The 24,786-nt window shown below is 62.1% G+C and carries 20 protein-coding genes; 15 read left to right on the top strand and 5 right to left on the bottom strand.

Annotated features, from left to right (window positions below):
- Window positions 1-161 precede the first annotated feature (161 nt).
- From J5M57_RS05445 to J5M57_RS05420, 6 genes are all read left to right on the top strand, one after another.
- Window positions 162-1,883: a carbamoyltransferase C-terminal domain-containing protein gene (locus tag J5M57_RS05445; RefSeq protein WP_207847805.1), complete on the top strand. Its 1,722-nt coding sequence runs from the start codon at window positions 162-164 to the stop codon at window positions 1,881-1,883.
- 64 nt (window positions 1,884-1,947) lie between these two features.
- Complete coding sequence (locus tag J5M57_RS05440; RefSeq protein WP_207847804.1) at window positions 1,948-3,123, top strand: MFS transporter; 1,176 nt, start codon at window positions 1,948-1,950, stop codon at window positions 3,121-3,123.
- Between the two features lies 1 nt (window position 3,124).
- A complete protein-coding gene (locus J5M57_RS05435; RefSeq protein ID WP_243435068.1) occupies window positions 3,125-3,799 on the top strand; it encodes an HAD family phosphatase in 675 nt (224 codons plus the stop codon).
- Window positions 3,796-4,434 carry a YdcF family protein gene (locus J5M57_RS05430; protein WP_169843034.1) on the top strand — a complete coding sequence of 213 codons (639 nt, stop codon included), beginning with the start codon at window positions 3,796-3,798 and terminating at the stop codon, window positions 4,432-4,434. The genes J5M57_RS05435 and J5M57_RS05430 overlap by 4 nt, the downstream gene beginning before the upstream one ends.
- Window positions 4,435-4,459: 25 nt before the next feature.
- On the top strand, window positions 4,460-5,917 hold the full coding sequence (locus J5M57_RS05425) for a D-aminoacylase (RefSeq protein WP_207847802.1): 1,458 nt from the start codon (window positions 4,460-4,462) through the stop codon (window positions 5,915-5,917).
- 198 nt (window positions 5,918-6,115) lie between these two features.
- Window positions 6,116-6,484, top strand: coding sequence for a glyoxalase superfamily protein (locus tag J5M57_RS05420; protein WP_169843036.1), 369 nt, complete (start codon window positions 6,116-6,118; stop codon window positions 6,482-6,484).
- 60 nt (window positions 6,485-6,544) lie between these two features.
- Here the strand turns inward: J5M57_RS05420 and J5M57_RS05415 are convergent, their stop codons facing one another.
- Both J5M57_RS05415 and J5M57_RS05410 read right to left on the bottom strand, forming a co-directional pair.
- Window positions 6,545-6,910, bottom strand: coding sequence for a hypothetical protein (locus J5M57_RS05415; protein WP_207847801.1), 366 nt, complete (start codon window positions 6,908-6,910; stop codon window positions 6,545-6,547).
- 525 nt (window positions 6,911-7,435) lie between these two features.
- Complete coding sequence (locus J5M57_RS05410) at window positions 7,436-8,452, bottom strand: AraC family transcriptional regulator (protein WP_207847800.1); 1,017 nt, start codon at window positions 8,450-8,452, stop codon at window positions 7,436-7,438.
- A 211-nt stretch (window positions 8,453-8,663) separates the two neighbouring features.
- Here J5M57_RS05410 and J5M57_RS05405 point away from each other — a divergent pair, with 211 nt between their 5' ends.
- The 8 genes from J5M57_RS05405 (at window position 8,664) to J5M57_RS05370 (ending at window position 19,600) form a co-directional block, all read left to right on the top strand.
- Window positions 8,664-10,259: an FAD-binding oxidoreductase gene (locus J5M57_RS05405; RefSeq protein WP_207847799.1), complete on the top strand. Its 1,596-nt coding sequence runs from the start codon at window positions 8,664-8,666 to the stop codon at window positions 10,257-10,259.
- Window positions 10,260-10,264: 5 nt separating this feature from the next.
- Window positions 10,265-11,860: a glycerol-3-phosphate dehydrogenase/oxidase gene (locus tag J5M57_RS05400; protein WP_207847798.1), complete on the top strand. Its 1,596-nt coding sequence runs from the start codon at window positions 10,265-10,267 to the stop codon at window positions 11,858-11,860.
- Window positions 11,861-11,880: 20 nt separating this feature from the next.
- Complete coding sequence (locus J5M57_RS05395; RefSeq protein ID WP_207847797.1) at window positions 11,881-13,449, top strand: FGGY-family carbohydrate kinase; 1,569 nt, start codon at window positions 11,881-11,883, stop codon at window positions 13,447-13,449.
- A gap of 228 nt (window positions 13,450-13,677) precedes the next feature.
- Window positions 13,678-14,973: a phospholipase gene (locus J5M57_RS05390; RefSeq protein ID WP_207847796.1), complete on the top strand. Its 1,296-nt coding sequence runs from the start codon at window positions 13,678-13,680 to the stop codon at window positions 14,971-14,973.
- Window positions 14,974-15,021: 48 nt separating this feature from the next.
- A complete protein-coding gene (locus J5M57_RS05385) occupies window positions 15,022-16,977 on the top strand; it encodes a DUF1302 domain-containing protein (RefSeq protein ID WP_207847795.1) in 1,956 nt (651 codons plus the stop codon).
- A 163-nt stretch (window positions 16,978-17,140) separates the two neighbouring features.
- Window positions 17,141-18,514, top strand: coding sequence for a DUF1329 domain-containing protein (locus tag J5M57_RS05380; RefSeq protein ID WP_207847794.1), 1,374 nt, complete (start codon window positions 17,141-17,143; stop codon window positions 18,512-18,514).
- A 418-nt stretch (window positions 18,515-18,932) separates the two neighbouring features.
- Window positions 18,933-19,178, top strand: coding sequence for a plasmid stabilization protein (locus J5M57_RS05375; protein ID WP_027614126.1), 246 nt, complete (start codon window positions 18,933-18,935; stop codon window positions 19,176-19,178).
- Entirely contained in the window at window positions 19,175-19,600 is a 426-nt protein-coding gene (locus J5M57_RS05370; protein ID WP_207847793.1) for a type II toxin-antitoxin system VapC family toxin, read from the top strand. The genes J5M57_RS05375 and J5M57_RS05370 overlap by 4 nt, the downstream gene beginning before the upstream one ends.
- Before the next feature lie 153 nt (window positions 19,601-19,753).
- On the opposite strand, the gene J5M57_RS05365 is transcribed toward J5M57_RS05370, so the two are convergent.
- Window positions 19,754-21,673 (bottom strand): methyl-accepting chemotaxis protein, encoded by a 1,920-nt coding sequence (locus J5M57_RS05365; protein WP_207847792.1) that lies wholly within the window; start codon window positions 21,671-21,673, stop codon window positions 19,754-19,756.
- Between the two features lie 255 nt (window positions 21,674-21,928).
- Between J5M57_RS05365 and J5M57_RS05360 the strand changes: the two genes are divergently transcribed.
- Window positions 21,929-22,600 carry a histidine phosphatase family protein gene (locus J5M57_RS05360; protein ID WP_207847791.1) on the top strand — a complete coding sequence of 224 codons (672 nt, stop codon included), beginning with the start codon at window positions 21,929-21,931 and terminating at the stop codon, window positions 22,598-22,600.
- A gap of 77 nt (window positions 22,601-22,677) precedes the next feature.
- Here J5M57_RS05360 and J5M57_RS05355 read toward each other — a convergent pair whose 3' ends face one another.
- Together J5M57_RS05355 and rimJ are read right to left on the bottom strand one after the other, a co-directional pair.
- The gene (locus J5M57_RS05355) at window positions 22,678-24,156 is read right to left on the bottom strand and encodes a glycosyltransferase family 39 protein (RefSeq protein ID WP_207847790.1); all 1,479 of its coding nucleotides are present in this window, start codon (window positions 24,154-24,156) and stop codon (window positions 22,678-22,680) included.
- Window positions 24,157-24,186: 30 nt separating this feature from the next.
- Window positions 24,187-24,774, bottom strand: a complete 588-nt coding sequence (gene rimJ / locus J5M57_RS05350) for a ribosomal protein S5-alanine N-acetyltransferase (RefSeq protein WP_207847789.1) — start codon at window positions 24,772-24,774, stop codon at window positions 24,187-24,189.
- Window positions 24,775-24,786: the final 12 nt, after the last annotated feature.

Below are 24,786 nucleotides of genomic sequence, written 5' to 3'. Positions count from 1 at the left end.
CTGAAGGTGGATCCCCCGGCGGACACACATGAATCCGCTTACTCCCCGTGAGTGATGGTCGGCCATGACGGCCGGCATCTGTCATTGACTCTGGTTGGCGCATTGCACGCTACGCGCGTGGGCGAAGCCGTCACCTCAATTGGCGAAGACAAGGAATAGTTATGATCATTTTGGGTGTTACGAACAACGATTTGGCGGGTGCTTGCCTGGTGCGTGATGGTCAGATTCTGTCCGCGGTCAGTGAAGAGCGGTTCACCCGCATCAAGGACCATAAAATCTGGCCGGCCAAATCCATCGAGTTTGTGTTGAGCCAGGCCGGTGTATCACTGGAAGACGTCGATCATGTCGCCTACGGATGGAACGCCGGCTTCAGTGCCGACAAACATCTTGAGCTGTATTTCGACCGCATCGTTGAAGAGGTCAGGAACAACCCGCAAGGCTTGGCGCAGTTCCGGCAACGGGTGACCGACGAAATAAACAACGACAAGGAAAAGCGCGGCGAATTTGACCAGTTCATCGCTGCCAATGGTTTGCAGGGCAAGGCGTACTACATCGATCACCACGAATGCCACGCGCTCGGTGCCTATGTCTGCTCGCCGTTCGACGATGCGTTGACCCTGACCTGCGACGGACGCGGCGACTTTCAATCGCTGACCGTCACCTGGTACAGCCCCACGGAAACCACCGTGTTGCAACGTGAAACCAGCATCGACAGCCTGGGCTATTTCTACGGCCGCATCACTCACCTGCTCGGTTACAAACCTAACCGGCACGAGGGCAAGGTCACGGGGCTGGCGGCCTTCGGTGATCCGCAGAAACTGTTGGGGGTGATGCAGCAGATGATCCGTTTCGAAGACGGACGCATCAAGGCCTGCTGCGGCGATCTGTTCCTGCCGTCCTACAACACCTACAGCGAGCCGCTGGAAACCCTGTTTGCCCGGGAAACTCCCGAGGACATCGCCGCCGCCGTGCAGCGTCACAGCGAAGACCTGCTGGTGGCGACCGTCACCCATCATCTGGCGCAGCGCGGCAGTGCCAACCTGTGCCTGGCCGGCGGCGTATTTGGCAACGTCAAACTCAACCAGCGCCTGCGCGAAATCCCGGGCGTGAAAAACGTTTACGTGCTGCCCTGCATGGGCGATGGCGGCCTGGCACTGGCGGCTGCAGTCGGTGTCGCGTACCTGGAAAACGGCACCCGCTTCAAAAATCCGTCGATGATGCTCGGGCCGCAATCGCGCAGCGTTTCGCAGAACATCAACCTGATCAACCGCGACTACCCCGAACTCGGTTATCACACGCCGTCGAACATCATAGACGTGCTGACCGAGGCGTTGATGGAAAATCAGGTGCTGGGCATGTTCAAGGGCAAGATGGAGTTCGGCCCGCGTTCGCTGTGCAACCGCAGCATCGTCTATCACGCTCAGGACGCCGAGGTGAACGACTGGCTCAACAAGCGCATGCACCGCACCGAGTTCATGCCGTTCGGCCCGGTCACCGCCATCGAGCAGGCGCCGGCCTGCTACGTCGGTTGGGATGAGGATCAGGTGGCCGCCGACACCATGACCATGACCTACGACTGCCACCCGCACTTCACCGAGGCGAGTCCGGCCGTGGTGCACATCGACGGCACCGCGCGCCCGCAGATCATTCGCCCGCAAAGCGATCCGTTCATGCATCGCCTGCTGACGGCCTGGCACCAGAAAACCGGTCAGGCGGCGCTGATCAACACCTCGTTCAACCGCCATGAAGAACCGATTGTGTGCTCTTCCCAGGACGCACTGGATGCGCTGAAAGAAGGCATGGTCGATCTGGTGGTCATGAGTGAATCGCTGATCGTCTGGCGCAAGGGCAAAAACAGCTTCACCCAGCAACGCTTTGAATAAATGGAAGGTATTCAGGGCTCCTGCGGGAGCCCTGTTTCTGGAGTGTCAGGCGTATGGTTGACGAATGTATTTAATCTTTTTCGGATTCTTCGCGGCGGAAGGGATCATCTATCCGTTCTGGCCGACCTGGCTGGATTCCCTGGGCTTCAGTGCCAGTGAAATCGGCTTGCTGATCGCTGCGGCGTATTGGCCGCAAGTGTTCACCGGGGTGCTGATCACCTACGTCGCCGACTGGCGTGTGGACCAGTTGCGGCTCGCGGCTTTTCTGGGCTTTACCGCCGCGTTATGCACGTTGCTGTTCTACTTCATCCCGGCGCACTTGTGGCTGTTCGTGTGCCTGAGTGTGCTGTTTGGCGGGGTGTGGATGGTGGTCTTGCCGTTGTCCGAGTCGTACCTGCTCAAGCGCGACAAACTGGCCCTGCAGAATTACGGCTGGGTGCGGGCGGTGGGCTCCTCGGCGTTCATCCTGACCTCGACGCTCGGCGGCTTTCTGTTTGCCCGGTACAGCCAGTCCTGGGTACCGCTGGTGATCGCGGCGAGCATGTTGCTCACCGCCGTCGCCTGCCTGCGCCTGAAGCGTCAGGTGTCGCGGGCACATCTGGCGCCGCCCGGCCCGGCGCGCACACGGCCTGACTGGAGGGCGCTGTTGGCCCACAAGAGCCTGCTGATCGCGATTGCCGCCGCCAGCTTCATTCAACTGAGCCACACCCTGTACTTTTCCACCGCTTCGATCGGGTGGGGGGTGAAGGGTTTCTCTTCCTCCGCCATCGGCATGTTCTGGGCGGTGGCGGTGATGGCGGAAATCACCTGGTTTGCGCTCTCCAACAAGGTCCTGGCGTTTTGTGCGCCGTTGTCCCTGGTGATGTTTTCCAGCGTCTGTGCGGCGCTGCGCTGGGCGCTGTTTTCCAACAGCGACGCGGTGGCGCTGATCCTGCTGGGGCAGTGTCTGCACGCACTGAGTTTTGCCGCCTACCACGCGGCGATCATGCGCTTCATTCGCGATCAGGCACCGCAGGCTATTCAGGTCTTTACTCAAGGGGTTTATTACTCCCTGGCAGTGGCCTTGCCCATGGGCCTGGCCACACCCTTTGCCGGCTACCTGTACGAGACCCAGCCGCAGTGGTCGTACTACGTGATGGCGCTGTTCGCGCTGGTCGGGACGGTGCTGGCATTCATTGCTCATCAGAAAATGCGAAGTTCAACTCATGGCACAACAAACGTTTACAGCCGTCTGCTTTGACATGGACGGCGTACTGATCCAGTCGCGCGAGGTGATCGAGCGCGCCTGGACCACCGTGGCGCGCCAGTACGGAGTCAGCGTCGATCAGGCGTTCATCGACGAGCACATTCATGGCCGTCCCGGCGGCTATACCCTCAAGGCGCTGTTTGCTGAGTTCGACGAAGCGCAGCAGTTGGCGATCAAGCGTGAGGTCGACGCCATCGAGCAGGTGTCGAACTGTGCGCTGGTGCCGGGCGTCGCGACATTGATCGCTCGACTCCGCGAGCACGCCGTGCCCCTGGCGCTGGTCACCAGCAGCTGGCGGGCGCGGGTCGAGCACGTGTTGCAGCAACACGACCTGACGTCGGCGTTCGACAGCATCATCTGCCGCGACGACGTGCACCGCGGCAAACCGGCGCCCGATCCTTATCGCCTGGCGGCGGCCCACCTGGGCCGACAAAGCGATGAATGCCTGGTCTTCGAAGACTCCGTCAGCGGTGTGCAGTCGGCGGTCAGCAGCGGCGCCCTGTGTATCGGCATTGGCGACGACCCGACGCTGACCGCGCATGGCGCCGCCGGCACGTATGCCGATTTCACCCAGCTTGCGCTGGCGTTGAACGGCAGGGGCGCGCACGGTTACGCCGACGGTGCGCTGTACATCAGCGAGCAACCGAGCCGGAGGTTCGCCCGGCCATGACACTGACCTTGCAGCACGCCAGCGTGCTATGGCAATTCCTCGGTGCGGGGCGCCAGCACAGCGCTTGTGAACTGATCGTGGTCTGCGGCTCCTACGACCTGCGGGTCTGCGACTACGCCTGCCAACTGTTGAAAGATGGCGTGGCCCCCCACCTGTTGTTCACCGGCAATACTGGCAACTGGACGAAGCATTTGTGGGCACGCACCGAAGCCGATATTTTTGCCCAACGCGCCCTGGCGCAAGGGGTGACGGCGGCGCAGTTCACCCTGGAAACCCGCGCGACCAATTTCGCCGAAAACATCGCGTTTGCCCGAGCGCTGTTTCCCGACGTGCGCCGCGCGACCTTTCTGACGAAGCCCAATTCGATCCGGCGCGTGGCATTGACCTTGCCCGTGCAATGGCCGGGCCTGGAAGCCTGGGTGGATGCGCCGTCGTTCCGTTTTCCCGATGACGTCAGCAACCTGATCGGGGTCTTGGGCCTGATCGACGAAATGGTCGGCGATGTGCACCGCATCATGGTTTACCCTGCGCTGGGGTTTCAGGTCGAGCAAGCCATCCCCGATGAGGTTCAGGTGGCCTGGCGGTATCTGGTGGAGCAAGGCTTCGATCACCATTTGATCAAGGGCAGGAGTTGACGCTGACTCCTGCCGGGAGACAGACATGCAGTACGACACGCTGATTCGCAACGCCCTGGTCATCGATGGCAGCAACACGCCCGGCTACCGCGCCGACGTGGCGATTCTCAACGGGCGCATCGAGCGCATCGGCGACTTGCACGATGCCCGCGCCAGCGAGGAAATCGACGCCGCCGGCCGCGTGCTGGCGCCGGGCTTCATCGACGTGCACACCCACGACGACACGGTGGTCATCCGCCAACCCGAGATGCTGCCCAAGCTCAGCCAGGGCGTGACCACAGTGATTGTCGGCAACTGCGGGATCAGCGCCTCGCCGGTCAGCTTGAAGGGCAATCCGCCTGACCCGATGAACCTGCTGGGCACGGCGGCCGCCTTCGTTTATCCGCGCTTCAGCGACTACCGCGCGGCCGTCGAAGCGGCCCACACCACGCTCAACGTCGCCGCACTGGTCGGCCACACGGCGCTGCGCAGCAATCACCTCGACGACCTGTTCCGCACCGCCACGCCTGAAGAAATCGCTGCCATGCGCGAGCAATTGCGCGAAAGCCTTGAAGCCGGCGCGCTCGGGTTATCCACAGGTCTGGCCTACGCCAGCGCCTTCAACGCCTCCACCGACGAAGTGCAGCAACTGACTGAAGAACTGACGGCATTCGGTGCGGTGTACACCACCCACCTGCGCAGTGAATTCGAACCGGTGCTGGAGGCGATGGAAGAAGCGTTCAGCATCGGCCGCCACGCGCAGTCGCCGGTGATCATCTCCCACCTCAAATGTGCCGGTGTCGGCAACTGGGGGCGCAGTCCGCAGTTGCTTGCGGCGCTGGAAGCAGCCGCGAAAACCCAGCACGTGGGCTGCGATTGCTATCCCTACGCGGCGAGTTCTTCGACCCTGGATCTGAAGCAAGTCACTGATGCCCATCGCATCACCATCACCTGGTCAACGCCGCACCCGCATGTCAGCGGTCGCGACCTGATCGACATCGCTGCCCAATGGAACATGCCACTGCTCGAAGCGGCCAAGCGCCTGCAACCGGCGGGCGCGGTGTACTACGGCATGGACGAGGCGGACGTACGAAAAATCCTCGCGCATCCACTGTCGATGGTCGGTTCTGACGGACTGCCGGAAGACCCGTTCCCGCATCCACGCCTGTGGGGCGCTTTCCCACGGGTATTGGGACATTTCAGTCGCGATGTCGGGCTGTTTCCGCTGCACACCGCCGTGCACAAGATGACCGGCCTGTCGGCGGCGCGGTTTGGCTTGAAGGGGCGCGGCGAGATTCGCGAGGGGCACTGGGCGGATCTGGTGTTGTTCGATCCGGCGACGGTGCGGGATGTGGCGGATTTCCATGATCCGCAGCAGGCGGCGCAGGGCATTGATGGGGTGTGGGTCAATGGCGTGTTGAGCTATCGCGACGGGCAGGCGAAGGGGCGCCGGGAAGGGCGGTTTCTGGCGCGGGAAGGGGATTTGCGCGAAGGTTTTCGTTGATTGTGATGACGCCAAAAGATCGCAGCCTTCGGCAGCTCCTACAGGAGATCGCATTCCAATGTAGGAGCTGCCGAAGGCTGCGATCTTTTGATCTACGTCTCATAGTGGCACTGTGCAATTAAAGAAAGCCATCAACAAGCCGAATTGCTGACATCTACCCCGTCTACACGGAGGGGCCAACCAGTCAGGGAGCACCCCATGAGCTTCGGCAAAACCACCCCGATCCTGCGGATCTTCGATGAAGCCAAAGCCGTAGAGTTTTACGTCGACTTCCTCGGCTTCAAGATCGACTGGCAGCATCGCTTCGAAGCGAACTTCCCGTTGTATGTGCAGGTGTCGCGTGGCGAATGCGTGCTGCACCTGTCCGAACATCATGGCGATGCGACGCCGGGTTCGGCGTTGCGCATCGAGACCGATGAGCTGGAGGCGTTTCAGCAACAGTTGCTGGCCAAGAATTACAAGTTTTCGCACCCACAAATTCAGGCGATGCCGTGGGGCAGTCAGGACATGACGATTGCGGATCCGTTTGGGAATCGACTGGTGTTCACCAACGCGATCAGTGTCTGAGCCGAGGCATACAAAAAAGCCCGCTGCCAAACCACTAAGGTCTGGCTGCGGGCTTTTTTGTTACTCGGTCGGCACTAACTGATCAAGCACGCGGTTGACGGCGATTTCCGCCACCATCACCACCTGCGCGATGCCTTGCAGGGTCTTGCGATGCGAGCCTTCCAGCAGGCCGGCGAAGTCGTTGAGCATCACGGTGGCCGAGCCCAGGGTTTCGCAGGCATCGGCCAGCAACGGTTCGGTGCCGCTGTCGGGGTGGGCCTGGTAGAGGCGATTGGGCTGGTACGGGGTGGCCATGATGGCGGGCGTCGGCGGGCCGAGATAGTGGTCGAGGGCGCGCTCGGCGGCTTCGTGGAATTTCTTTGATTCGGGAAATGCGTAGGGGGAGGCCGCGTCGGTGGGCGGCGGGTTGGGCGTAACTTTGAACATGATTTTGGGTCCTGAAGTAGGAGCCATCACCGCTTCTCTACTAATAAGAAGAGGTGGCAGCTGTGCGCAGGTTAGTAGACCGGGGACCCAGGGAAAACCGGCGCGCTCGAAAGCGCCCTACGCACAGCCACCATAGAGTGCAGGCGGAAAAATGCCTGACTGTTTGATGTGCAATGCACCCTGGAAGAACCTCGGGCTACTAAACCCGATCACTGGGAATCAGTGACAGAATCAAGTTACCGACGGCCTCCGGGGCGCACAAGCCGGCGGATTCTGGCGTAGCCGTAGGCAGCGGCGCAAGGATTTGTGGGTGGTTTCGCGTAACGCTGAGTGTCTTTAAACACGGACGATGTGAAGTGTTTGTTGTGCGCCACGGTTTGACGATTTGTCTGTCGGACGCTGCTGCGCCCACTGACGCCTCCGCGAGCAGGCTCGCTCCCACATTGGGGCGGCGGCGGACACCAAACTGATGAACAACCTATATCAACTGTGGGAGCGAGCCTGCTCGCGAAGAGGCCGACAGCATCACCCCCGATGCATCTGCCGAAACTCCCCCGGCGGCATCCCGCGCCGGCTCTTGAATGTGCGGTGAAACGACCTCGGCTCGGTAAACCCCAGATACTGCGCAATGTCCTGAATCGGCAACGTACTGTTGAGCAAATAATGCTCGGCCAGCTCCTGACGCAAATCATCCAGAATCTGCTGATAAGACGTCCCCGCCTGATGCAACTGGCGTTGCAACGTGCGCACCGACACCGCGAGCTGCTCGGCCACCTGTTCCTTGCGCGGCAAGCCTTCCTTGAGCAACTGGCGCAGGATGCTTTTGACCCGTTGTTCCAGCGACGCATCTTCCAGCGTCGCCATCAGCCCCATCGCGTGTTCTTCCAGCGTGCGCAGCAATTGCGCGTCGGCCTGACGCAACGGCAATTGCAGATACGGCAGTGGCGCGATTAGCGCGGAATAGGGCTGCTCGAACAACACCGGGCAATCGAAGAACGCTTCGTACTGCGCCTGTGTGGCGTCTGTCGGGCATGGATGTTCCAGCCACACTGCGGCCGGCGACATCTGCGTGTCAGCGATCCAGCGCGCATATTGCAGCCACGAACCGAGGACGTTTTCCACCAGATGCCGGCGGATCCGTGGGCGCTCGTAGCGGCACGTCCAGATCAGGTGCACGTGACCGTCCTGCACCTCGGCGCGGCTGACGCCCATGTCGCCCACCAGTTTTTCGAACGGCATGATCCGGCTCATGGCCTCACCCAGGGTCGCGCAGTTCATGGTGATGTAACCCAGCACGCTCCAGGAATTGGGCAGCACGAAGTTCGCGGCGTTGAGACCGAACAGCGGATCGCCCGAGTGTTCGCAGAAGTAATCCAGCAGGCGCTCATGCACCTCACCCGGCAGGCGCAGGCTGTTGTCGCTCAACTGCGGCGCCTGCAAACCGGCCGCCGCCAACGCCGGCTCGATGGCCATGCCCAGTTGCTCGGCATGGCGCACGTATTTGAGCAGCGGCGGAACGGAGGTGAAGCCGAGCGATTGCATGATCCAATTCCCTTGATCAAGGTCTGCGTGAGCGAATGAATGGCTGAAAGGTAATTTGAAACCCCGACTAAAGTAAATGGCTGGCACTTGCGCGACGTTTGACTCAATTGGCTACTCGAACTGGCCGGATGCGACCGTGACACTTTTCGGCCGCTGACTAGTATGGAGGCCTGCCACATCACTGATCAGACTGCAGAAGAAGGACACACGCATGCGACGCTGGAACGGCTGGGGAGATGCAACCACGGTGGTCGAACTGCCGGCCCAGGGCGCGAGTTTTCTCCATGAACGACTGGGAGCCGGGCGCGCGCTGCCCGATGCCACGCTTGAAGCGGCATTGGCGCGGGTGCCGGTCTCGCGGCTGGCGCCGCACGCCTTGTACAGCGTCGACGCCCATGATCGCCTGCTGCATGCCCGGGGTCAGAGCCTGCCGGACTGGCTGGCGCTGCGCGAAGGCGCGTTGGGCATCTATCCCGACGCGGTGGCATTCCCCGAGACTGCCGAGCAGATCCGCCAATTGCTGGCGCTGGCCCATGCGCAGGACCTGTGCCTGATTCCCTATGGCGGCGGCACCTCGGTGGCCGGGCACATCAATCCGCCCGATTCGATGCGGCCGGTGGTGACGGTGTCGCTGGCGCGGATGAATCGCCTGATCGATCTCGATGAGCAGAGCCAGTTGGCAACGTTCGGCCCCGGCGCCAGTGGCCCGCAGGTGGAAAGTCAGCTGCGCGCTCGCGGCTACACGCTGGGGCATTTCCCGCAGTCGTGGGAGCTGTCGACGCTCGGCGGTTGGGTGGCCAGTCGCTCCAGTGGTCAGCAGTCGTTGCGTTATGGGCGCATCGAGCAATTGTTCGCTGGCGGCACCCTGGAAACCTTTGCCGGACCCTTGGACATTCCGACGTTCCCGGCCTCGGCGGCGGGGCCTGATCTGCGCGAAGTGGTGCTCGGTTGTGAGGGCCGTTTCGGAATCATTTCCGAAGTCAAAGTGCGGGTCAGCGCACTGCCCGCTGACGAACGTTTTTACGGTGTATTCCTGCCGAGCTGGACCAAAGCACTGCAAGCGATTCGCCAACTCGCTCAGGCGCGCGTGCCGCTGTCGATGCTGCGTTTGTCCAACGCCGTGGAGACCGAAACGCAATTGGCGCTGGCCGGTCATCCGCAACAAATCGCCTGGCTGGAAAAGTATCTGAGCCTGCGCGGGGCGGGCGAGGGCAAGTGTCTGCTGACCTTCGGCGTGACCGGCAATCGTCGGCAAAACGCGCTGTCGCTGAGCCAGGCCCGCCAGCATCTGAAAGCCTTCGGCGGGGTGTTCACCGGCACCTTGCTCGGCAAGAAATGGGCGCAGAACCGCTTCCGTTTCCCCTACCTGCGCGAGAACCTGTGGAACGCCGGCTACGTGGTCGACACCCTGGAAACGGCCACCGACTGGAGCAACGTCGACACTCTGCTCAACCTGATCGAAAACAGCCTGCGTGACGCGTTGGCGGCGGAGGGTGAGCGGGTGCATGTATTCACCCATTTGTCCCACGTCTACGGCGAGGGTTCGAGCATCTACACCACCTACGTGTTTCGCCCGGCGGCGGATTACCCGGCGACGCTCGCGCGCTGGCAGGCGCTCAAGCACGCGGCCAGTCAGACCATCGTCGACAACCACGGCACCATCAGCCACCAGCACGGCGTCGGCAAGGATCACGCGCCGTACCTGCTGCGCGAGAAAGGCGCGCTGGCAATGGACACCTTGCAGGCGCTGAGCAAGCACTTCGATCCGGCCGGGCGCCTCAACCCCGGCACGCTGTTGCCGGAGTGACGGCCATGAATCAGCACTGGAATGCCGCATGGCGCCAGCAGATTCTGCCGACGCTGGCCAAGGAGACCTGGGATCTGATCGTCATCGGCGGCGGCATCAGCGGCGCCGGCATCCTGCGCGAAGCGGCGCGGCGTGGCTGGCGTTGTCTGCTGCTGGAGCAACGGGATTTCGCCTGGGGCACCTCCAGTCGATCATCAAAAATGGTCCACGGTGGTTTGCGTTACATCGCCAAGGGCCAGTGGCGCCTGACCCGCGATTCGGTGCGCGAGCGTCAGCGTCTGCTCGACGAAGCGCCGGGGCTGGTGGAGCCGATGAGTTTCATGATGCCGCACTATCGCGGCGGTTTTCCCGGGCCGCGCGTGCTCGGCGGCTTGTTGTCGGTTTACGACGCCTTGGCCGGACGGCGCAGCCATCGTTTTCATGACGCGCAGCAACTGCGGTTTCTGGCGCCGGGGGTGAAGGAAAACGGTTTGCTCGGCGGCACTTGTTTTGTCGATGCGCTGACCGATGACGCGCGGCTGGTGATGCGCGTGTTGAGCGAAGCGCGGGCCGATGGCGCGGTGGTGCTCAACGGTGTGCGCGTCGAACATTTGCTGCGCGAAAACGGGCGAGTGTGCGGGGTTCAGGTCGAGGATTGTGAGGCAGGTACGTCGCTGCAATTGCGCTGTGGTGTGCTGGCGGTGGCCACCGGTGCCTGGGCGGAGCGCTTGCGACCGTCAGAAGCGGCAAAGCAATTGCGCCCGCTGCGTGGCAGTCATTTACTGCTGCCGGGCTGGCGCTTGCCGGTGGCCCAGGCGTTCACCTTTCTGCATGAACGGGATCGGCGTCCGGTGTTCGTGTTTCCGTGGGAAGGGGCGACGGTGGTTGGCACCACCGACCTCGATCACCGCGAGAATCTGGACCAGAGCGCGAGCATCAGCGCCGAAGAACTCGACTACCTGCTGGCGGCTTGCACGCAACAATTTCCAGGTGCCGAAGTGACGGCGGCGGATGTGCTGTCGACCTGGTCGGGCGTGCGCCCGGTGGTGGGCAGTGCGGCGGGTGAGCAGCCAGGCAAACCGTCGAATGAAACCCGTGAACATGTGCTGTGGCGGGAGCCGGGTTGCGTGACCCTGGCCGGCGGCAAACTGACCACGTTTCGCCCGCAAGCCATCGAAGTGCTCAAGGCCTGTGCCGACATGCTTGGCCGCGATTTCGAAGATGACGGCGCAGCGGTTTTTGCTGCGGTAGCACCACAGCCGATCCCCGGACTCAGCCCGCAACAGTGGCGACGTCTGGCCGGACGCCACGGCCGTGACCTGCCGAGGCTGGCGCAGTTGATCGCCGAGCTGGGGCACGAAACTGTCGGCAGCACCGACACCTTGTGGGCAGAGCTTGCCTTCGCCTGCGAGGCGGAAATGGTGCTGCACCTCGATGACCTATTGCTGCGCCGCACCCGGCTGGGCCTGTTGCTGGCGCGCGGTGGCGAAGCGCATTTCGCCGCCATCCGCCAGCTCTGCCAGCCACGCCTGGGCTGGGACGATGCACACTGGCAGCAAGAGCTGCAGCGTTACCGGGCGTTGTGGCAACGCCATCACGGTTTGCCGGAGGCCGCGCCTTGATGCCCCTCGAAGAGAGCTCCATGGATAAGCAATCGAACACGCGTTACCTGCTGGCGATCGACAACGGCACCCAGAGCGTGCGCGCGCTGCTCTTCGATCTGCAGGGCAATCTGCTGGGCAAAGGCAAGGTCGAGTTGCAGGCGTATTACTCGACGCAACCGGGCTGGGCCGAGCAGGACCCGGATTATTACTGGGCGAAACTCGGCGAGGCCTGCCAGCAGGTGTGGGCGCAAACCGGGATCGATCGCTCGCAGATTGCCGGGGTGTCGCTGACCACCCAGCGCGGCACGGTGATCAACGTCGATGCCGAGGGCAAGCCGCTGCGCCCGGCGATTTTGTGGCTCGATCAGCGCCAGAGCGAAGTCGAGGGCGGGATCAAGGGACCGTGGGGCTGGCTGTTCAAACTGGTCGGCGCTCAGGCAACCGTGGATTATTTTCGCGCTCAGGCCGAGGCTAACTGGATCGCCAGACATCAGCCCGAACTGTGGGCCGCGACCGATAAGTTTTTGCTGCTTTCGGGGTTTCTCACCCATCGCCTGTGTGGGCGCTTTGTCGACTCTGTCGGATGCTGCGTCGGTTACCTGCCGTTCGATTTCAAACGTCTGAAATGGGCCGCGCCCAGCGACTGGAAATGGCAGGCGCTGGCGGTGCGTCCCGAGCAATTGCCGACCTTGCACAAACCCGGTGAAACCCTCGGCTACATCAGCGCCGAGGCCAGCCGTCACACCGGGATTCCCGAGGGCTTGCCGCTGATTGCGGCGGGCGCTGACAAGGCCTGCGAAGTGGTCGGTTCCGGGGTGGTCGATGCGAGCACCGTGTGCCTGTCCTACGGCACCACGGCGACGATCACCAGCACCCGCTCGCGTTACCTGGAAATCGTCCCGCTGATCCCGCCTTACCCGTCGGCGGTGCCGGATCAATACAACTGCGAGGTGATGATTTATCGCGGTTACTGGATGGTCAGCTGGTTCAAGAACGAGTTCGGCCTGCGCGAGATGCAGCAGGCAAAAGAGCAGGGCATTGAGCCGGAGCAACTGTTCGATGCACTGGTCAACGCGGTGCCGCCGGGGTCGATGGGCTTGATGCTGCAACCCTACTGGTCGCCTGGGATTCGTGAGCCGGGCGTCGAGGCCAAAGGCGCGATGATCGGCTTCGGCGATGTGCACACCCGCGCGCACATTTACCGGGCGATTCTCGAAGGGCTGGCGTATGCGTTGCGCCAGGGCATGGAGAACATCGAGAAGCGCTCGAAGGTCTCGATCAAGCGTCTGCGTGTGGCCGGTGGCGGCTCGCAGAGCGATGCGGCGATGCAGCTCACGGCGAATATTTTTGGCCTGCCGGCGGAGCGTCCGCATGTGTACGAAGCGTCCGGATTGGGCGCGGCGATTTGCTGTGCGGTGGGGTTGGGGTTGTACGCGGATTTCCCCAGTGCGATGGCGGCGATGACCCGCGTCGGCACGGTATTCACCCCGCAACCCGAGGCGCAGCAGGTCTACGAACGGTTGTACAAAGAGGTGTACCTGCGCATGTATCGCCAGCTCAAACCGTTGTACCAGAGCATCCGCAACATCACCGGTTACCCCGCCTGAAACAACACCGCCAATCCCCTGTAGGAGCTGCCGAAGGCTGCGATCTTTTGCCTTTGATTTTTAAAAACAAGATCAAAAGATCGCAGCCTTCGGCAGCTCCTACAGGGGCGCGTGGTGATTCGCACATGGCGCTATCGGAGACTTTTTCTGGTGAGATTGGACAGTGTCAGCGCCGGGGGCGGTTGTTAGGCTCAACCCCCACAGCACCTCCAATAAGAACTAAAAGCAATGAAGCTGACTTTTCTCCTGTTGCTGCTTTGTGCAATGGCCCCGACGGCGTGGGGCTGGTCGAACCACACGGTGGGCAGCTATCTGGCGTTGCAGCAACTGCCGGCGCTGCGTGATGCGCCACCGGTCGAGGTCGAGCCGCTGGAGCGTTTTCTCGCCGAGCAATATGCGGCCGTGGTCGCGCTGCTGGAGCAACAGGAAAGCTTCGCCCGTGAGCACTTCACCGAGTACCCGCCGCGTCCCGACAACCTGAAACTGCCCGCCGTGCCGGGCGACAATCTGCGCCACGACTTTCTCACCGCGTTGCGCCTCAATCCGCGCATTCATCTGGCGATGGTCATCCAGCCGCTGCCGGGTAAGGATCTCCCCGAGCGCGAGCATCTCGGTGCCGATCAGGTGATGGTCGAGCAGACGCTGTCGCCATGGAATCGTCAGCGTTTCATTCGCGTGGCCGATGGCGAAAAAGTGGCGCCGCTGGCGGTGCTGGCCAGCGCTGCCGATGAGCCGGATTACGGCCACGACATCAACCTGTTCAGCGACAACCCCGGCGAGGTCGGCGCGCTGTATGGCTTCGGCCCGCAGCCGTTCGGCGACGCGCGGTTTCAGTACAGCTCGCAGGCGCCGTTCCACATGGGCTTCTTCCATGAGAGCGCGGTGGTGTATGCCGCTGCCGGATTTCTTCAACGCAGCTGGCCGGACTGGCGCGCCTATCAATACCTGGGCCTGGCGCGACTGGCGTTCGCCACTGGCCATCCTTACTGGGGCTACCGCTTTCTCGGCTGGGGCGTGCACCACGTGCAGGACCTGACCCAGCCGTATCACGCCAAGCCATTGCCCGGGGTCGAGCTGCCGAGTCTGTTGCTATTGGAAGGCAAGGCGCTGGCCGGTTTTGCCGATGATAAAAAGACCTCGATCGAACGCGTCGCCACCCGCCACATGGAAGTCGAGAAGTACCAGTCGACCTGGTTGCGCCGGGTGCTGCGTGCCGGTCAGGCGCATCCGATGCTCGCGGCCTACGCCGATGTGGCTCAAGACAAACAGTATCCGCCGTACTCGGTGGACTACTTGCGCAACGTGGTCAGCGCCGAGTCGGTAGAGGACTCGGCGGCGTTCGATGAAGCCATCGGCCAATGGCTGGAGACGGCGCCGGTGACCAGCGATTTCAGCAGCGGCAACGCGTTGCAGCGCGAGACCTTCGAGCATCCAGCGCTCAATCAGCAGTTGTTCACGTTGCTTGGGCATTTCGGCGCGCACAGCCGGATTTATGTCAGCGCCGCACTGGCGCCCCCGCCCTAGCGGTATTTGCACCCCACAACAATAAAACCAGGGAAAGAGGAACAGATCATGAAAGCTCGATTTCGCCTGTCTGGCGTAGCGCTCCCCGGCGTCGGTCTGGCAGGGCTGCTGCAACTGTGCGCAGTCGATGGCGTGCAGGCCAAGGAGTTCAGCGTGCTGGACAATCAGGTCACCGGCTCGATCGACACGACCCTGTCCTATGGCCGCTTGTGGCGGGTGCAGGGGCGCGACAAGAACAACGATGACGTCAACACCAACGACGGCAATCGCAACTTCGACACCGGGCTGGTTTCCGAGGTGTACAAGATCACGTCGGAGCTGGAAGCCAACTATCAGAACTACGGGATGTTCCTGCGTGGCACGGCGTTCTACGACACCCAGCTGATGGACAAGCGCAACGATTACTACCGCAACAACAACCCGTCGCAGCCGAGTCAGAGCTACCCGCAGGACGACCGCTTCACCAGCCAGACCCGCGACATCGCCGGCAGCCGGATCGAGATGCTCGACGCCTATGTCTACGGCAACTGGGACGTGGCGCAGATGCCGCTGACTGCGCGCATCGGGCGTCAGGTGTTCAACTGGGGCGAGGGGATTTTCTATCGCGGCGGGATCAACACCACCAACCCGGTGGACGCGGCGAAGTACCGTTTGCCGGGCGCCGAGGTCAAGGAGGTGCTGATGCCGGTGGAGGCGTTGAGCTTCAACATCGGCCTCAGCGATTCGCTGACCCTGGAAAGCTTCTATCAGACCAACTGGAAGGAAACCCGCATCGACCCGGTCGGCACTTTTTACTCGCAGACCGACCTGTTCGCCGATGGCGGCAACACCGGTTACAACAACTTCAGCGGCACCGCGCTCGATACGCCGGTGCCGGGTTTTGGCAACGTCATCGGCCTGTACAGCGCGCTGGGCAACAACCCGTTGCTCGGTCCGGCGCTGAAAAGCACTGGCCTCTACGCCAACGGCGTGACCCCGGCCTACGGCAACACGCTGAAAGTGGCGTCGATCGGCAAGGACTACAACGCCCGTAACGACGGCCAGTTCGGCTTCGCCTTCCGCTATATCGCCGAAGCGCTCAACAGCACCGAGTTCGGCCTGTACATGGTCAATTACCACGCCAAGGAACCGACCATCGCCGCTGACTTGGGCGGCTACAAGGGCATCGACATGAATGCCCTGACCAACATGCTTTCCAGCGTCGCCGGCAGTCAGGCCGGGGCGCTGGCCAACGGTCTGGCGACGGCCGATGTGATGGGCAACATCCAGGCGCATCGGCGTTATGCCGAAGACATCCGCATGTACGGCTTCAGCTTCAACACCACCCTGGGTCAGGCCTCGGTGTTCGGTGAGATTGCCTATCGGCCGAACCTGCCGATCGGCGTCGCGGCCACCAACGATCTGATTGGCGACCTGGCCAACGGTGCCGCTGTTGCGGTGACCGGCAAGCCCGTCAACGTCGGCGGGCAGATGGTCACCCTCGACAGCGAGATCAATAACGCCGAACGCGTCGAAGCGTTCAACACCTCGCTGGGCAGCATCTACAACTTCGGGCCGACGCTGTCGTTCGACTCGATGTTCGGCATCTTCGAACTGGCCTCCGAGCACCTGCGCGGCAGCAGCCTGCAATACACCGCCTACGACGGCAGCACCCGCTATTACGCCGGCACCGGCAACACTTCTTATGTGTCCGGCGGGGATCGCGACGATCAGGTCAACCGCAATTCCTACAGCTACACGGTGATGTTCAACGGCACCTGGAACGATGTGTACGCCGGGGTCAACGTTTCGCCCTACGTGGTCTACAAGGACGACTTCAAGGGCAACAGCTATCAGGCCGGCAACACCATCGAAGGGCGCAAGGCCTACACCCTGGGGATCAAGGCCAACTACCAGAACAAGCTCGAGGCCGAGGTGCAATACACCAACTTCTGGGGCGGCGGGCAGAACAACGGCATTCGCGACCGCGACAACGTCGGGTTCAACCTCAAGTACTTCCTTTGATAGCCATAACACAGGCGCACCCCTTGTAGGAGTGAGCCTGCTCGCGATAGCGGATTTTCAGTCGCAGTCGATGTTGTCTGTCACACCGCTATCGCGAGCAGGCTCACTCCTACAAGGGACTTGCGGTGATTTTCCGACCTCACTCCCATCTCGGAGATCGATCATGTTTTACACATCACGATTCAGCAAAACCGTGCTGGCGCTTGTTCTGGGCCTGAGCGCCGGCAATGCACTTGCCGCCATCACCCCACAACAAGCCGAACAACTGAAAACCACCCTGACGCCCATGGGCGCCGAGCGTGCGGGCAACGCCGCCGGCACCATTCCAGCGTGGACCGGTGGCATCACCCAGGCGCCGGCCGGCTACAAACCGGGGCAGCACCATCCGGACCCGTACGCGGCGGACAAGCCGTTGTTCACCATTACCAAGGCCAATCTCGACCAGTACAAGGCCCACCTCAGCCCCGGCCAGATCGCGCTGTTCAACAGCTACCCGGACACGTTCCAGATGCCGGTCTATCCGTCGCGTCGTTCAGGCTCGGCGCCGCAGTGGCTGTATGACAACACCCTCAAGAACGCGACCTCGGCCAAGCTGCTGGAGGGTGGCAGCGGGTTCGCCGATGCCTACGGCGGCGTGCCGTTCCCGGTGCCCAAGGACGGCGTTGAAGTGTTGTGGAACCACATCACCCGTTATCGCGGCATCTACGTGGTGCGTCGTGCATCCGAAGCGCCGGTGCAACGCAACGGCAGCTTTGCGCTGGTCACTTCGCAGCAGGAAGCGCTGTTCAACTTCTACCGTCCGGGCGGCCAGTACGCCGACCTGAAAAACATCCTGTTCTACTACCTCGCCTTCGTGAAAAGCCCGGCGCGACTGGCCGGTGGTGCGGCGCTGGTGCACGAGATGCTCGACCAGCTCAAGGACCCGCGTCAGGCCTGGGTCTACGACGCCGGTCAACGCCGCGTGCGCCGTGCGCCGAACCTTGCCTATGACACGCCGATCGCCTCGTCCGATGGCCTGCGCACCGCCGATGACACCGACCTGTTCAATGGCTCGCCGGACCGCTACGACTGGAAGCTCAAGGGCAAGCAGGAAATCTACATCCCCTACAACAACTACAAGGTCGGCAGCCCTGACGTGAAGTACGCGCAACTGCTGACCCCGGGCCACCTCAACCCGCAATTCACCCGCTATGAGCTGCACCGCGTATGGGTGGTCGAAGGCAACCTCAAACCGGGCGCGCGGCATATTTATTCCAAGCGCGTGCTGTTTCTCGACGAGGACAGCTGGGGCGCGGCACTGGTCGATCAATACGACGGGCGCGGAGAGTTGTGGCGGGTGTCGATGGCCTACCTGAAAAACTTCTACGACCTGCCGACCACCTGGAGCGCACTGGACGTGTTCCACGACCTGCAGGCACGGCGTTACTACGTGCAGAACCTCGACAACGAAGAAGCCTCCACCGTGGACTTCTCGCAACCGCTGCCGGAAGACGCGTATTTCATGCCGTCGGCATTGCGCCAGCGCGGGACGCGCTAAGGGGCACCGGACTGCTGATCGAACGCAATTCCTGCAGGAGCTGTCGCAGGCTGCGATCTTTTTTAAAAACAAGATCAAAAGATCGCAGCCTGCGGCAGCTCCTACACAAGGCGGGTTGTCTTTGACATTGGGTTGACTGGTCGGACGCCATCGCGGGCAAGCCCGCTCCCACAGGTTTTTCGGTCGTTCACACATTCTGTGTTCGACTCGTTTCCTGTGGGAGCGGGCTTGCCCGCGATTCGATTTACGCTTTGGCGCCGATTGAAGATCAGACGCGGAAGTGGCTGACCATCTGCTGCAGCTGACCGCCCAGGCGTGCCAGTTGAAGAGAGAATGGCCTTTCGGAAGATCGCCAGGTTTCAGCAAGAAAGGATGTGCTAGCCTGCAATCAATGATTTCATTGATTGCAGGGGGCGTCATGGCCAGCATCACCATTCGAAACCTTGACGAGAAGCTCAAGGAACAGTTGCGTATTACCGCTGCTCACAACGGACATTCCATGGAAGAAGAGGCGCGCCTGATTCTCGGTCGAGCCTTGGCAACGGTGGATCGTGCTGGCGGACTTGGAAGCCGGATACGCAACAGATTCAGTGCTCTCGGCGGAGCAGAACTTGATCTGCCAGAGCGCTCAGAGAAAGCCACCGGGGTGGATTTCTCTGAATGATAGTGCTCGATACCAACGTGCTTTCAGAGTTTATGCGTATCGAGCCTGAAGCCAGAGTGCTGGCTTGGGTCGATGCGCAGCCCGCCATGAATCTGGCCATCAGTGCGATAACGGTGGCAGAGATACTCCACGGCATCGCCCGACTTCCCTCAGGCAAGCGCAAACAGAATCTTCAAGCCCATGCGATGGCGATGTTTGAAGAGGATTTCGCCGGACGCATTGTGCCATTCGATGCACATGCCGCCGTCGAGTACGCGACACTCGTAGCTGATTGCGAGGCAATGGGGCGAGCGGCGTCGATGGCTGATGCGCAAATAGCCGCAATCTGCCGGGCTCATGGTGCGGCAATCGCTACTCGCAACGTGAAGGATTTTCAATTCTCAGGAGTGGAAGTGATTAATCCGTGGGAGGCGGGGGCGTAGATCCAGTGAGCATGGGGTGCCTGGGCTGACGCCATCGCGAGCAGGCTCACTCCTACAAGGGATTGGCGTTGTTCACATAATCTGTGTTCAACGCCGTACTTGTAGGAGTGAGCCTGCTCGCGATTGGATTTACGCTTTGGCGCTGACTGAAGGTCAGACGCGGAAGTGGCTGACCATTTGCTGCAGCTGGCCGCCCAGGCGCGCCAGTTCAACGCTGGACGCTGCGGTCTCGTCGCTGGCGGCGGCGGTCTGTTCCGACACGTCGCGCACGTTGATGATGCTGCGGCTGATCTCTTCGGCCACGGCGCTTTGCTGTTCGGCAGCGGCGGCGATCTGCTGATTCATCGACTGGATGTTCGACACCGTGCGGGTGATGTTTTCCAGGGAGTCGCCAGCCTTGCGGGTCAGGGCCACGCTGCTGTCGGTCAGGGCGCGGCTGTTGTTCATCACGGCCGCGACTTGCTGGGTGCCGTTTTGCAGACCGGCGACCAGGCCTTCGATTTCCTCGGTGGACTTCTGCGTGCGCTGGGCCAGGCCACGGACTTCGTCGGCAACCACGGCGAACCCACGACCGGCCTCACCGGCGCGCGCCGCTTCAATGGCTGCGTTGAGTGCCAGCAGGTTGGTCTGTTCGGCGACGGCCTTGATCACGTCCATGACGCTGCCGATCTTGTCGCTTTCCTGTTGCAGCACGCTCATGGCTTCGGTGGAACGCACCACTTCGCTGGCCAGACGCTCGATCTGCGCGATGGCTTCGTTGACCACTTTGTCGCCTTCACGGGCTTCGCCGTCAGCGGCGGCAGCGGCTTGCGAGGCTTCCTCGGCGTTGCGCGCGACTTCCTGCACAGTGGCGGTCATCTCGTGCATGGCGGTGGCGACCTGATCGGTCTCGACCTTCTGGCTGTTCACACCGGCGCTGGTCTGTTCGGTCACGGCCGAGAGTTCTTCGGCGGCGCTGGCGATCTGGGTGACGCCGTCGCGGATGCCGCTGATCAAGTCGCGCAGGGTCACGCCCATGCGCGCGATGCCTTGTTGCAGCACGCCGAGTTCGTCGCGGCGGGTGACGGTGACGTTCTGGGTCAGGTCGCCGCTGGCGATGCGTTCGACCACGGCCAGGGTTTCCTGCAGCGGACGGGTGATCTGACGGGTGATGATCACCGCAGCAATCACGCCCACCAACAGCGCCAGCAGGGTGCTGATCAGCTGGAAGGTACGGGCCTGGGCGCTTTCGATGTCGCGACGGTCAAGCTGGATCTGGTACAGCTGCTCGCTGGTGTTGACGATCGCGGTGCCTTGATCGGTCATCTCTTTACGCGCCTGCACGGCGTCGCTGTTGGCGTTCTTGTACGCCTGCAACGCGCTGCGGTAGTTGGTCAGGGCGGTTTCCAGCTGACGCAGGGCGTCCTGTTGGCTCGCGGCGAAATGCACGTTCAGTTGCTTGAGGCTGGCAATCGCCACGTCCAGCTGACGAACGGCTTTCTGCTCGGTTTCAGCGTTGGTGGTGGCGGTGTAGCCGCGCACTTCGTAGCGGGCGAGGATGAACGCTTCCTTGGCTTCGGTGATCGCCTGGAACTGCTCGAAGCGCTGCTCGCTCATGTCCATCTGCTGCACGCGTTTGCTGATCGCTTCGATCAGGCCGTACGCGGTATCGGCGTTGGTGCCCATCACGTCGCGCGCGCTGTTACCGTTGCGGTAGGCGTTGCGCATCTTGTTCAGCGAGGTCTGGTATTCAGCGATGGTCGCCGCCTGCTCCTTGAGCAGTTTGACGTTTTCCGGGCTCTTGAACTTGTTGATCAGCGCCTGCTGTTGCGCGGCAAAGCTTTCGAGGGTGGTCTGCACATTCTGCGCGGCGGTTTCGTCGCCGTTGGTCAGCATGTATTGCAGGCGCACCACGCGCAGCTTGGTCAGGCCGGCGTTGAGCTGGGTGATGTCGCTCATCCAGTTGCTGCGGTCGATCAGACCGCCGAGGCTGGTCCAGCCGGTCAGGGCCAGTACGCAGGTCAGGGCCAGGACCAGGCCGAAGCCCAGGCCCAATTTCATGTTCACGCTGATGTTGCCGAACCAGCTATTCATCACAATTCCTCCAGGAACGTAGAGCTACTTGATCGTCGGTCAGGCTGGAAGATTGTTGTTTTTTTGAGCCAGCAAGGGTGTTAGCAGGTTTGTATCGGCCGCAAACACGAGAGCTGAAAGGATTTTGTCCTACGGAATTTGTAACAAAGGCGTCCCAAGACTTTTTTCACATGCGTTTCACTCGCTGCTTACGCCTGCTTCTCTAGCCTCGCCGCATCGAATTGACTGTGATGCATGCCGACGAGGCGGCCCGATGTGGAATTGAGACTGAGTCTGTTCGGCGTCAAACGCTCGATCTCCCTGAGCGGATTGGCCCGCTATCGCAATACCTGGGTCGTCCTGGGCGCCTTGCTGCTGGTGATTCCGCTGACCCTGTGGCTGCTGGCCCCGGCGGCAGTGCCGGACCTGGCGCATGGCAACGTGTCCGGCGCCCGCGCGCTGGCGGCCGGGTGGGCCAAGGGCGACATGATCGTGCTGGTGCGTCACGTCGAGCGCTGCGATCACTCCCCGGCGCCGTGCCTGAGCGGCGATGATGGCATCACTGACCGCTCGCGCGGTGTCGCGGTCAGTGTCGGTGCGCAATTCGAGCACCTGGGCCTGAATAACGCCGAAATCTATAACAGCCCGATGCTGCGCACCGTGCAGACGGCCGGCTACATGTTCAACCGCGCGGCCAGCGGCGAAGACTGGCTGATCAGCTGCAAGGGCCGCATTTTGCAGGAAGCGCTGGCGCATAAGCTCCCGGGCCGCAATCTGATCCTGGTGACTCACAGCGAATGCATGGCAGAGCTGGAAAAGGACCTGGATGTACCGGTTTCCGACCCTGGTTACGGCTCCTCGCTGTTCGTCTCCGCCGCGAACAAGGCGGCCCCGCGCATGCTGGGCTTCATCGAAGCCTCCGACTGGCACTCATTGACCACTCGATGAGTTGACGTTTGCAAAGCGTCAGCCCAAACAAAACCCGCCAGTTCCGGCGGGTTTTGTTTGGGCTGGCGCGACGGCCGTCAGTAGCTGACGAAATAGTACGCCTGCCGCCCGACCATCATGGTCTTGAGCACTTTCAGCGGTGCGGCGGGTTCGCTGTCTGCCGAGATCACCGCGACGTTCGCCGGCGAGGCGCTGAGGAAGTCGTGCAGTTGCGCATCGGTGTCCAGCCCTTTGAGCACACGCTGGGTGTAGAACACGCTGGCGCCGCCAACCCGCTCATTGGCCTGGAACAGCGCGACCTGTTGGCCGTTGGCTTGCAGGGTCTGAATGTGTTCGGTCAGCGGCAGGAACGACAGCTCCTTGTCGGCATTGGGCAAGGCCCACTGGGCGGCGCCGAGGTAGCTGGCGATCACCACCGTGAGCAAACCAGCGGCAAGCGCCTGACGATGACGGGCGATTTTTCCGATGAAGCGGTCGGCAGTTTCACGCGCCTGCAAGCGCTCGAACAACACGCGTGCGTACTCGGCGGCGATCACGGCGGCGGCCGGGGTCATCGACATCAGGTACACCGTGCGCTTGCTGGAAGCCAGGGTCAGCATGATGAACTGCGCCACGATCCACAGGCTGAAAAACAGCAGGTAACGGTTGGCCTTCAACTCCTTGCGGAAATGCCACAGCCCCAGGTACACGAGGATGTTCCACGGCAGGAACGCTTCCGGCAGTTTGGCCAGGTAGTAATAGAACGGCTCATAATGCCCGGCCTCGACGAACGAACCGCTGAAACGGCCGACGCTGTTGGTCAGCAGCACTTCCGCGACGGCGTGCGAACCACCGCGTTGATAGAGCACGGCGAGCCAGATCAGCAACGGAATCAGGCCCAACGCCGTGAGCAGGCCGGGACGCAGCCAGGCGCCGATCTTCAGGCGTTTGTCGATCAGGTTGTCCGCCAACAGGTAGGCAAAAATCACCACCCCGGGCATTGCCAGCCCGAGCACGCCCTTGCTCAAGGTGGCGATGGCGATCCCGACGATAAACAGCAGCGAGTTGCCGGCGTTCGGCGCGCGTTGCGCCTGAAAGAACGCCAGCAACGCGGTGGTCACGCCGAGCGCCAGCAGCGCATCCTCGCCGACCCCGCGCACGTTGCTCCAGTAACTGGCCATGGTCGCCAGCAGAATCCCCGCCGTCCACGCGACGGCTTTCGGGCGCCCGAAGCGACGCAGCATGCCGTACAGCAACATCACGCTGAGCAGCCCGGCCACCGCCGACGCCAGCCGCACCGCCCACGGTGAAACACCGAACACGCGCATGGCGCCGGCGTCCAGCCACAGGCTCAGCGGCGGTTTTTCCAGAAACGGCTCGCCAAACAGGCGCGGCGTCACCCAGTCATCGTCCAGGTGCATCTCCATGGCGATCCCGGCGACCCGGGCCTCGGTGGAGCCTTGCAACTGGTGGTTACCCAAGGCGAAAAAAAACAGCAGGGCGGCGAGTAGAAACAGCGAAGTGGCGGCACGCGGCATGGATTTCAGGCAACCGGAGAGGGCAGGAGCCTTGAGCATACTTCGCCAATGCTTAACAAATTGTGAAACTCACGCCAGTTGGCGCGACCAGCGCTTCTCCGGCGTCTCGAACAATGGATTGACCAGCGCCGTCAGCACATGGTCCTGCCAGCGCCCGGCGATGTTCAGGTAAGCTTTGGCGTAGCCTTCGCGCTCGAAACCCAGGCGCTCCAGCAGCCGCGCACTGCGCTCGTTGCCGGGCATGTAGTTGGCCATGATCCGGTGCAGGTTCTGCGTGTCGAACATATAGCCGATGCCGGCCACCAGGCCTTCCTGCATCAAGCCCTGGCCCTGATGAGCGTGGTCGATGTGATACCCCAGATAACACGCCTGAAACGCGCCGCGGATGATCCCGCTGAAGTTACACGCGCCGATCATCTGCTGACCATCCGGCGTCAGCAGGGCGAAATGCATCGCCAGCCCGGCCTCGTAGGCGCTGGCCTGAATCTCCAGGCGTCGGCGAATCTGTGCAGTGGAAAAGTACTCGGTGGTGCGAATCGGCGACCACGGCGCGAGGTGGCGTTGGTTGCGGTGGTAGAAATCACTTTCCAGTTCGGCCTGGTCCGGGGCCAGGATGGCGAGCGTCAGGCGTTGGCAGGGCAGACTCAGCAGTGACATCGGGCGCTCCGG

Origin of the sequence: Pseudomonas sp. 86_A (genome assembly GCF_017491705.1) — a bacterium.
GTDB classification, from domain to species: Bacteria; Pseudomonadota; Gammaproteobacteria; order Pseudomonadales; family Pseudomonadaceae; genus Aquipseudomonas; species Aquipseudomonas koreensis.
Note: the sequence above shows the minus strand (reverse complement) of the source record. Positions and strands in the feature narration are given on the sequence as shown.

Bases quoted from the DNA above. Each gene is read 5' to 3' on its own strand.
- J5M57_RS05420 (WP_169843036.1), top strand. From the start codon at position 6,116: ATGAGCTTCGGCAAAACCACCCCGATCCTGCGGATCTTCGATGAAGCC.
- J5M57_RS05395 (WP_207847797.1), top strand. From the start codon at position 11,881: ATGGATAAGCAATCGAACACGCGTTACCTGCTGGCGATCGACAACGGC.
- J5M57_RS05385 (WP_207847795.1), top strand. From the start codon at position 15,022: ATGAAAGCTCGATTTCGCCTGTCTGGCGTAGCGCTCCCCGGCGTCGGT.
- J5M57_RS05405 (WP_207847799.1), top strand. From the start codon at position 8,664: ATGCGACGCTGGAACGGCTGGGGAGATGCAACCACGGTGGTCGAACTG.
- J5M57_RS05355 (WP_207847790.1), bottom strand. From the start codon at position 24,156: ATGCTCAAGGCTCCTGCCCTCTCCGGTTGCCTGAAATCCATGCCGCGT.
- J5M57_RS05390 (WP_207847796.1), top strand. From the start codon at position 13,678: ATGAAGCTGACTTTTCTCCTGTTGCTGCTTTGTGCAATGGCCCCGACG.
- J5M57_RS05375 (WP_027614126.1), top strand. From the start codon at position 18,933: ATGGCCAGCATCACCATTCGAAACCTTGACGAGAAGCTCAAGGAACAG.
- J5M57_RS05415 (WP_207847801.1), bottom strand. From the start codon at position 6,910: ATGTTCAAAGTTACGCCCAACCCGCCGCCCACCGACGCGGCCTCCCCC.
- J5M57_RS05410 (WP_207847800.1), bottom strand. From the start codon at position 8,452: ATGCAATCGCTCGGCTTCACCTCCGTTCCGCCGCTGCTCAAATACGTG.
- J5M57_RS05380 (WP_207847794.1), top strand. From the start codon at position 17,141: ATGTTTTACACATCACGATTCAGCAAAACCGTGCTGGCGCTTGTTCTG.
- J5M57_RS05365 (WP_207847792.1), bottom strand. From the start codon at position 21,673: ATGAATAGCTGGTTCGGCAACATCAGCGTGAACATGAAATTGGGCCTG.
- J5M57_RS05430 (WP_169843034.1), top strand. From the start codon at position 3,796: ATGACACTGACCTTGCAGCACGCCAGCGTGCTATGGCAATTCCTCGGT.
- rimJ (WP_207847789.1), bottom strand. From the start codon at position 24,774: ATGTCACTGCTGAGTCTGCCCTGCCAACGCCTGACGCTCGCCATCCTG.
- J5M57_RS05400 (WP_207847798.1), top strand. From the start codon at position 10,265: ATGAATCAGCACTGGAATGCCGCATGGCGCCAGCAGATTCTGCCGACG.
- J5M57_RS05440 (WP_207847804.1), top strand. From the start codon at position 1,948: ATGTATTTAATCTTTTTCGGATTCTTCGCGGCGGAAGGGATCATCTAT.
- J5M57_RS05425 (WP_207847802.1), top strand. From the start codon at position 4,460: ATGCAGTACGACACGCTGATTCGCAACGCCCTGGTCATCGATGGCAGC.
- J5M57_RS05445 (WP_207847805.1), top strand. From the start codon at position 162: ATGATCATTTTGGGTGTTACGAACAACGATTTGGCGGGTGCTTGCCTG.
- J5M57_RS05370 (WP_207847793.1), top strand. From the start codon at position 19,175: ATGATAGTGCTCGATACCAACGTGCTTTCAGAGTTTATGCGTATCGAG.
- J5M57_RS05435 (WP_243435068.1), top strand. From the start codon at position 3,125: ATGGACGGCGTACTGATCCAGTCGCGCGAGGTGATCGAGCGCGCCTGG.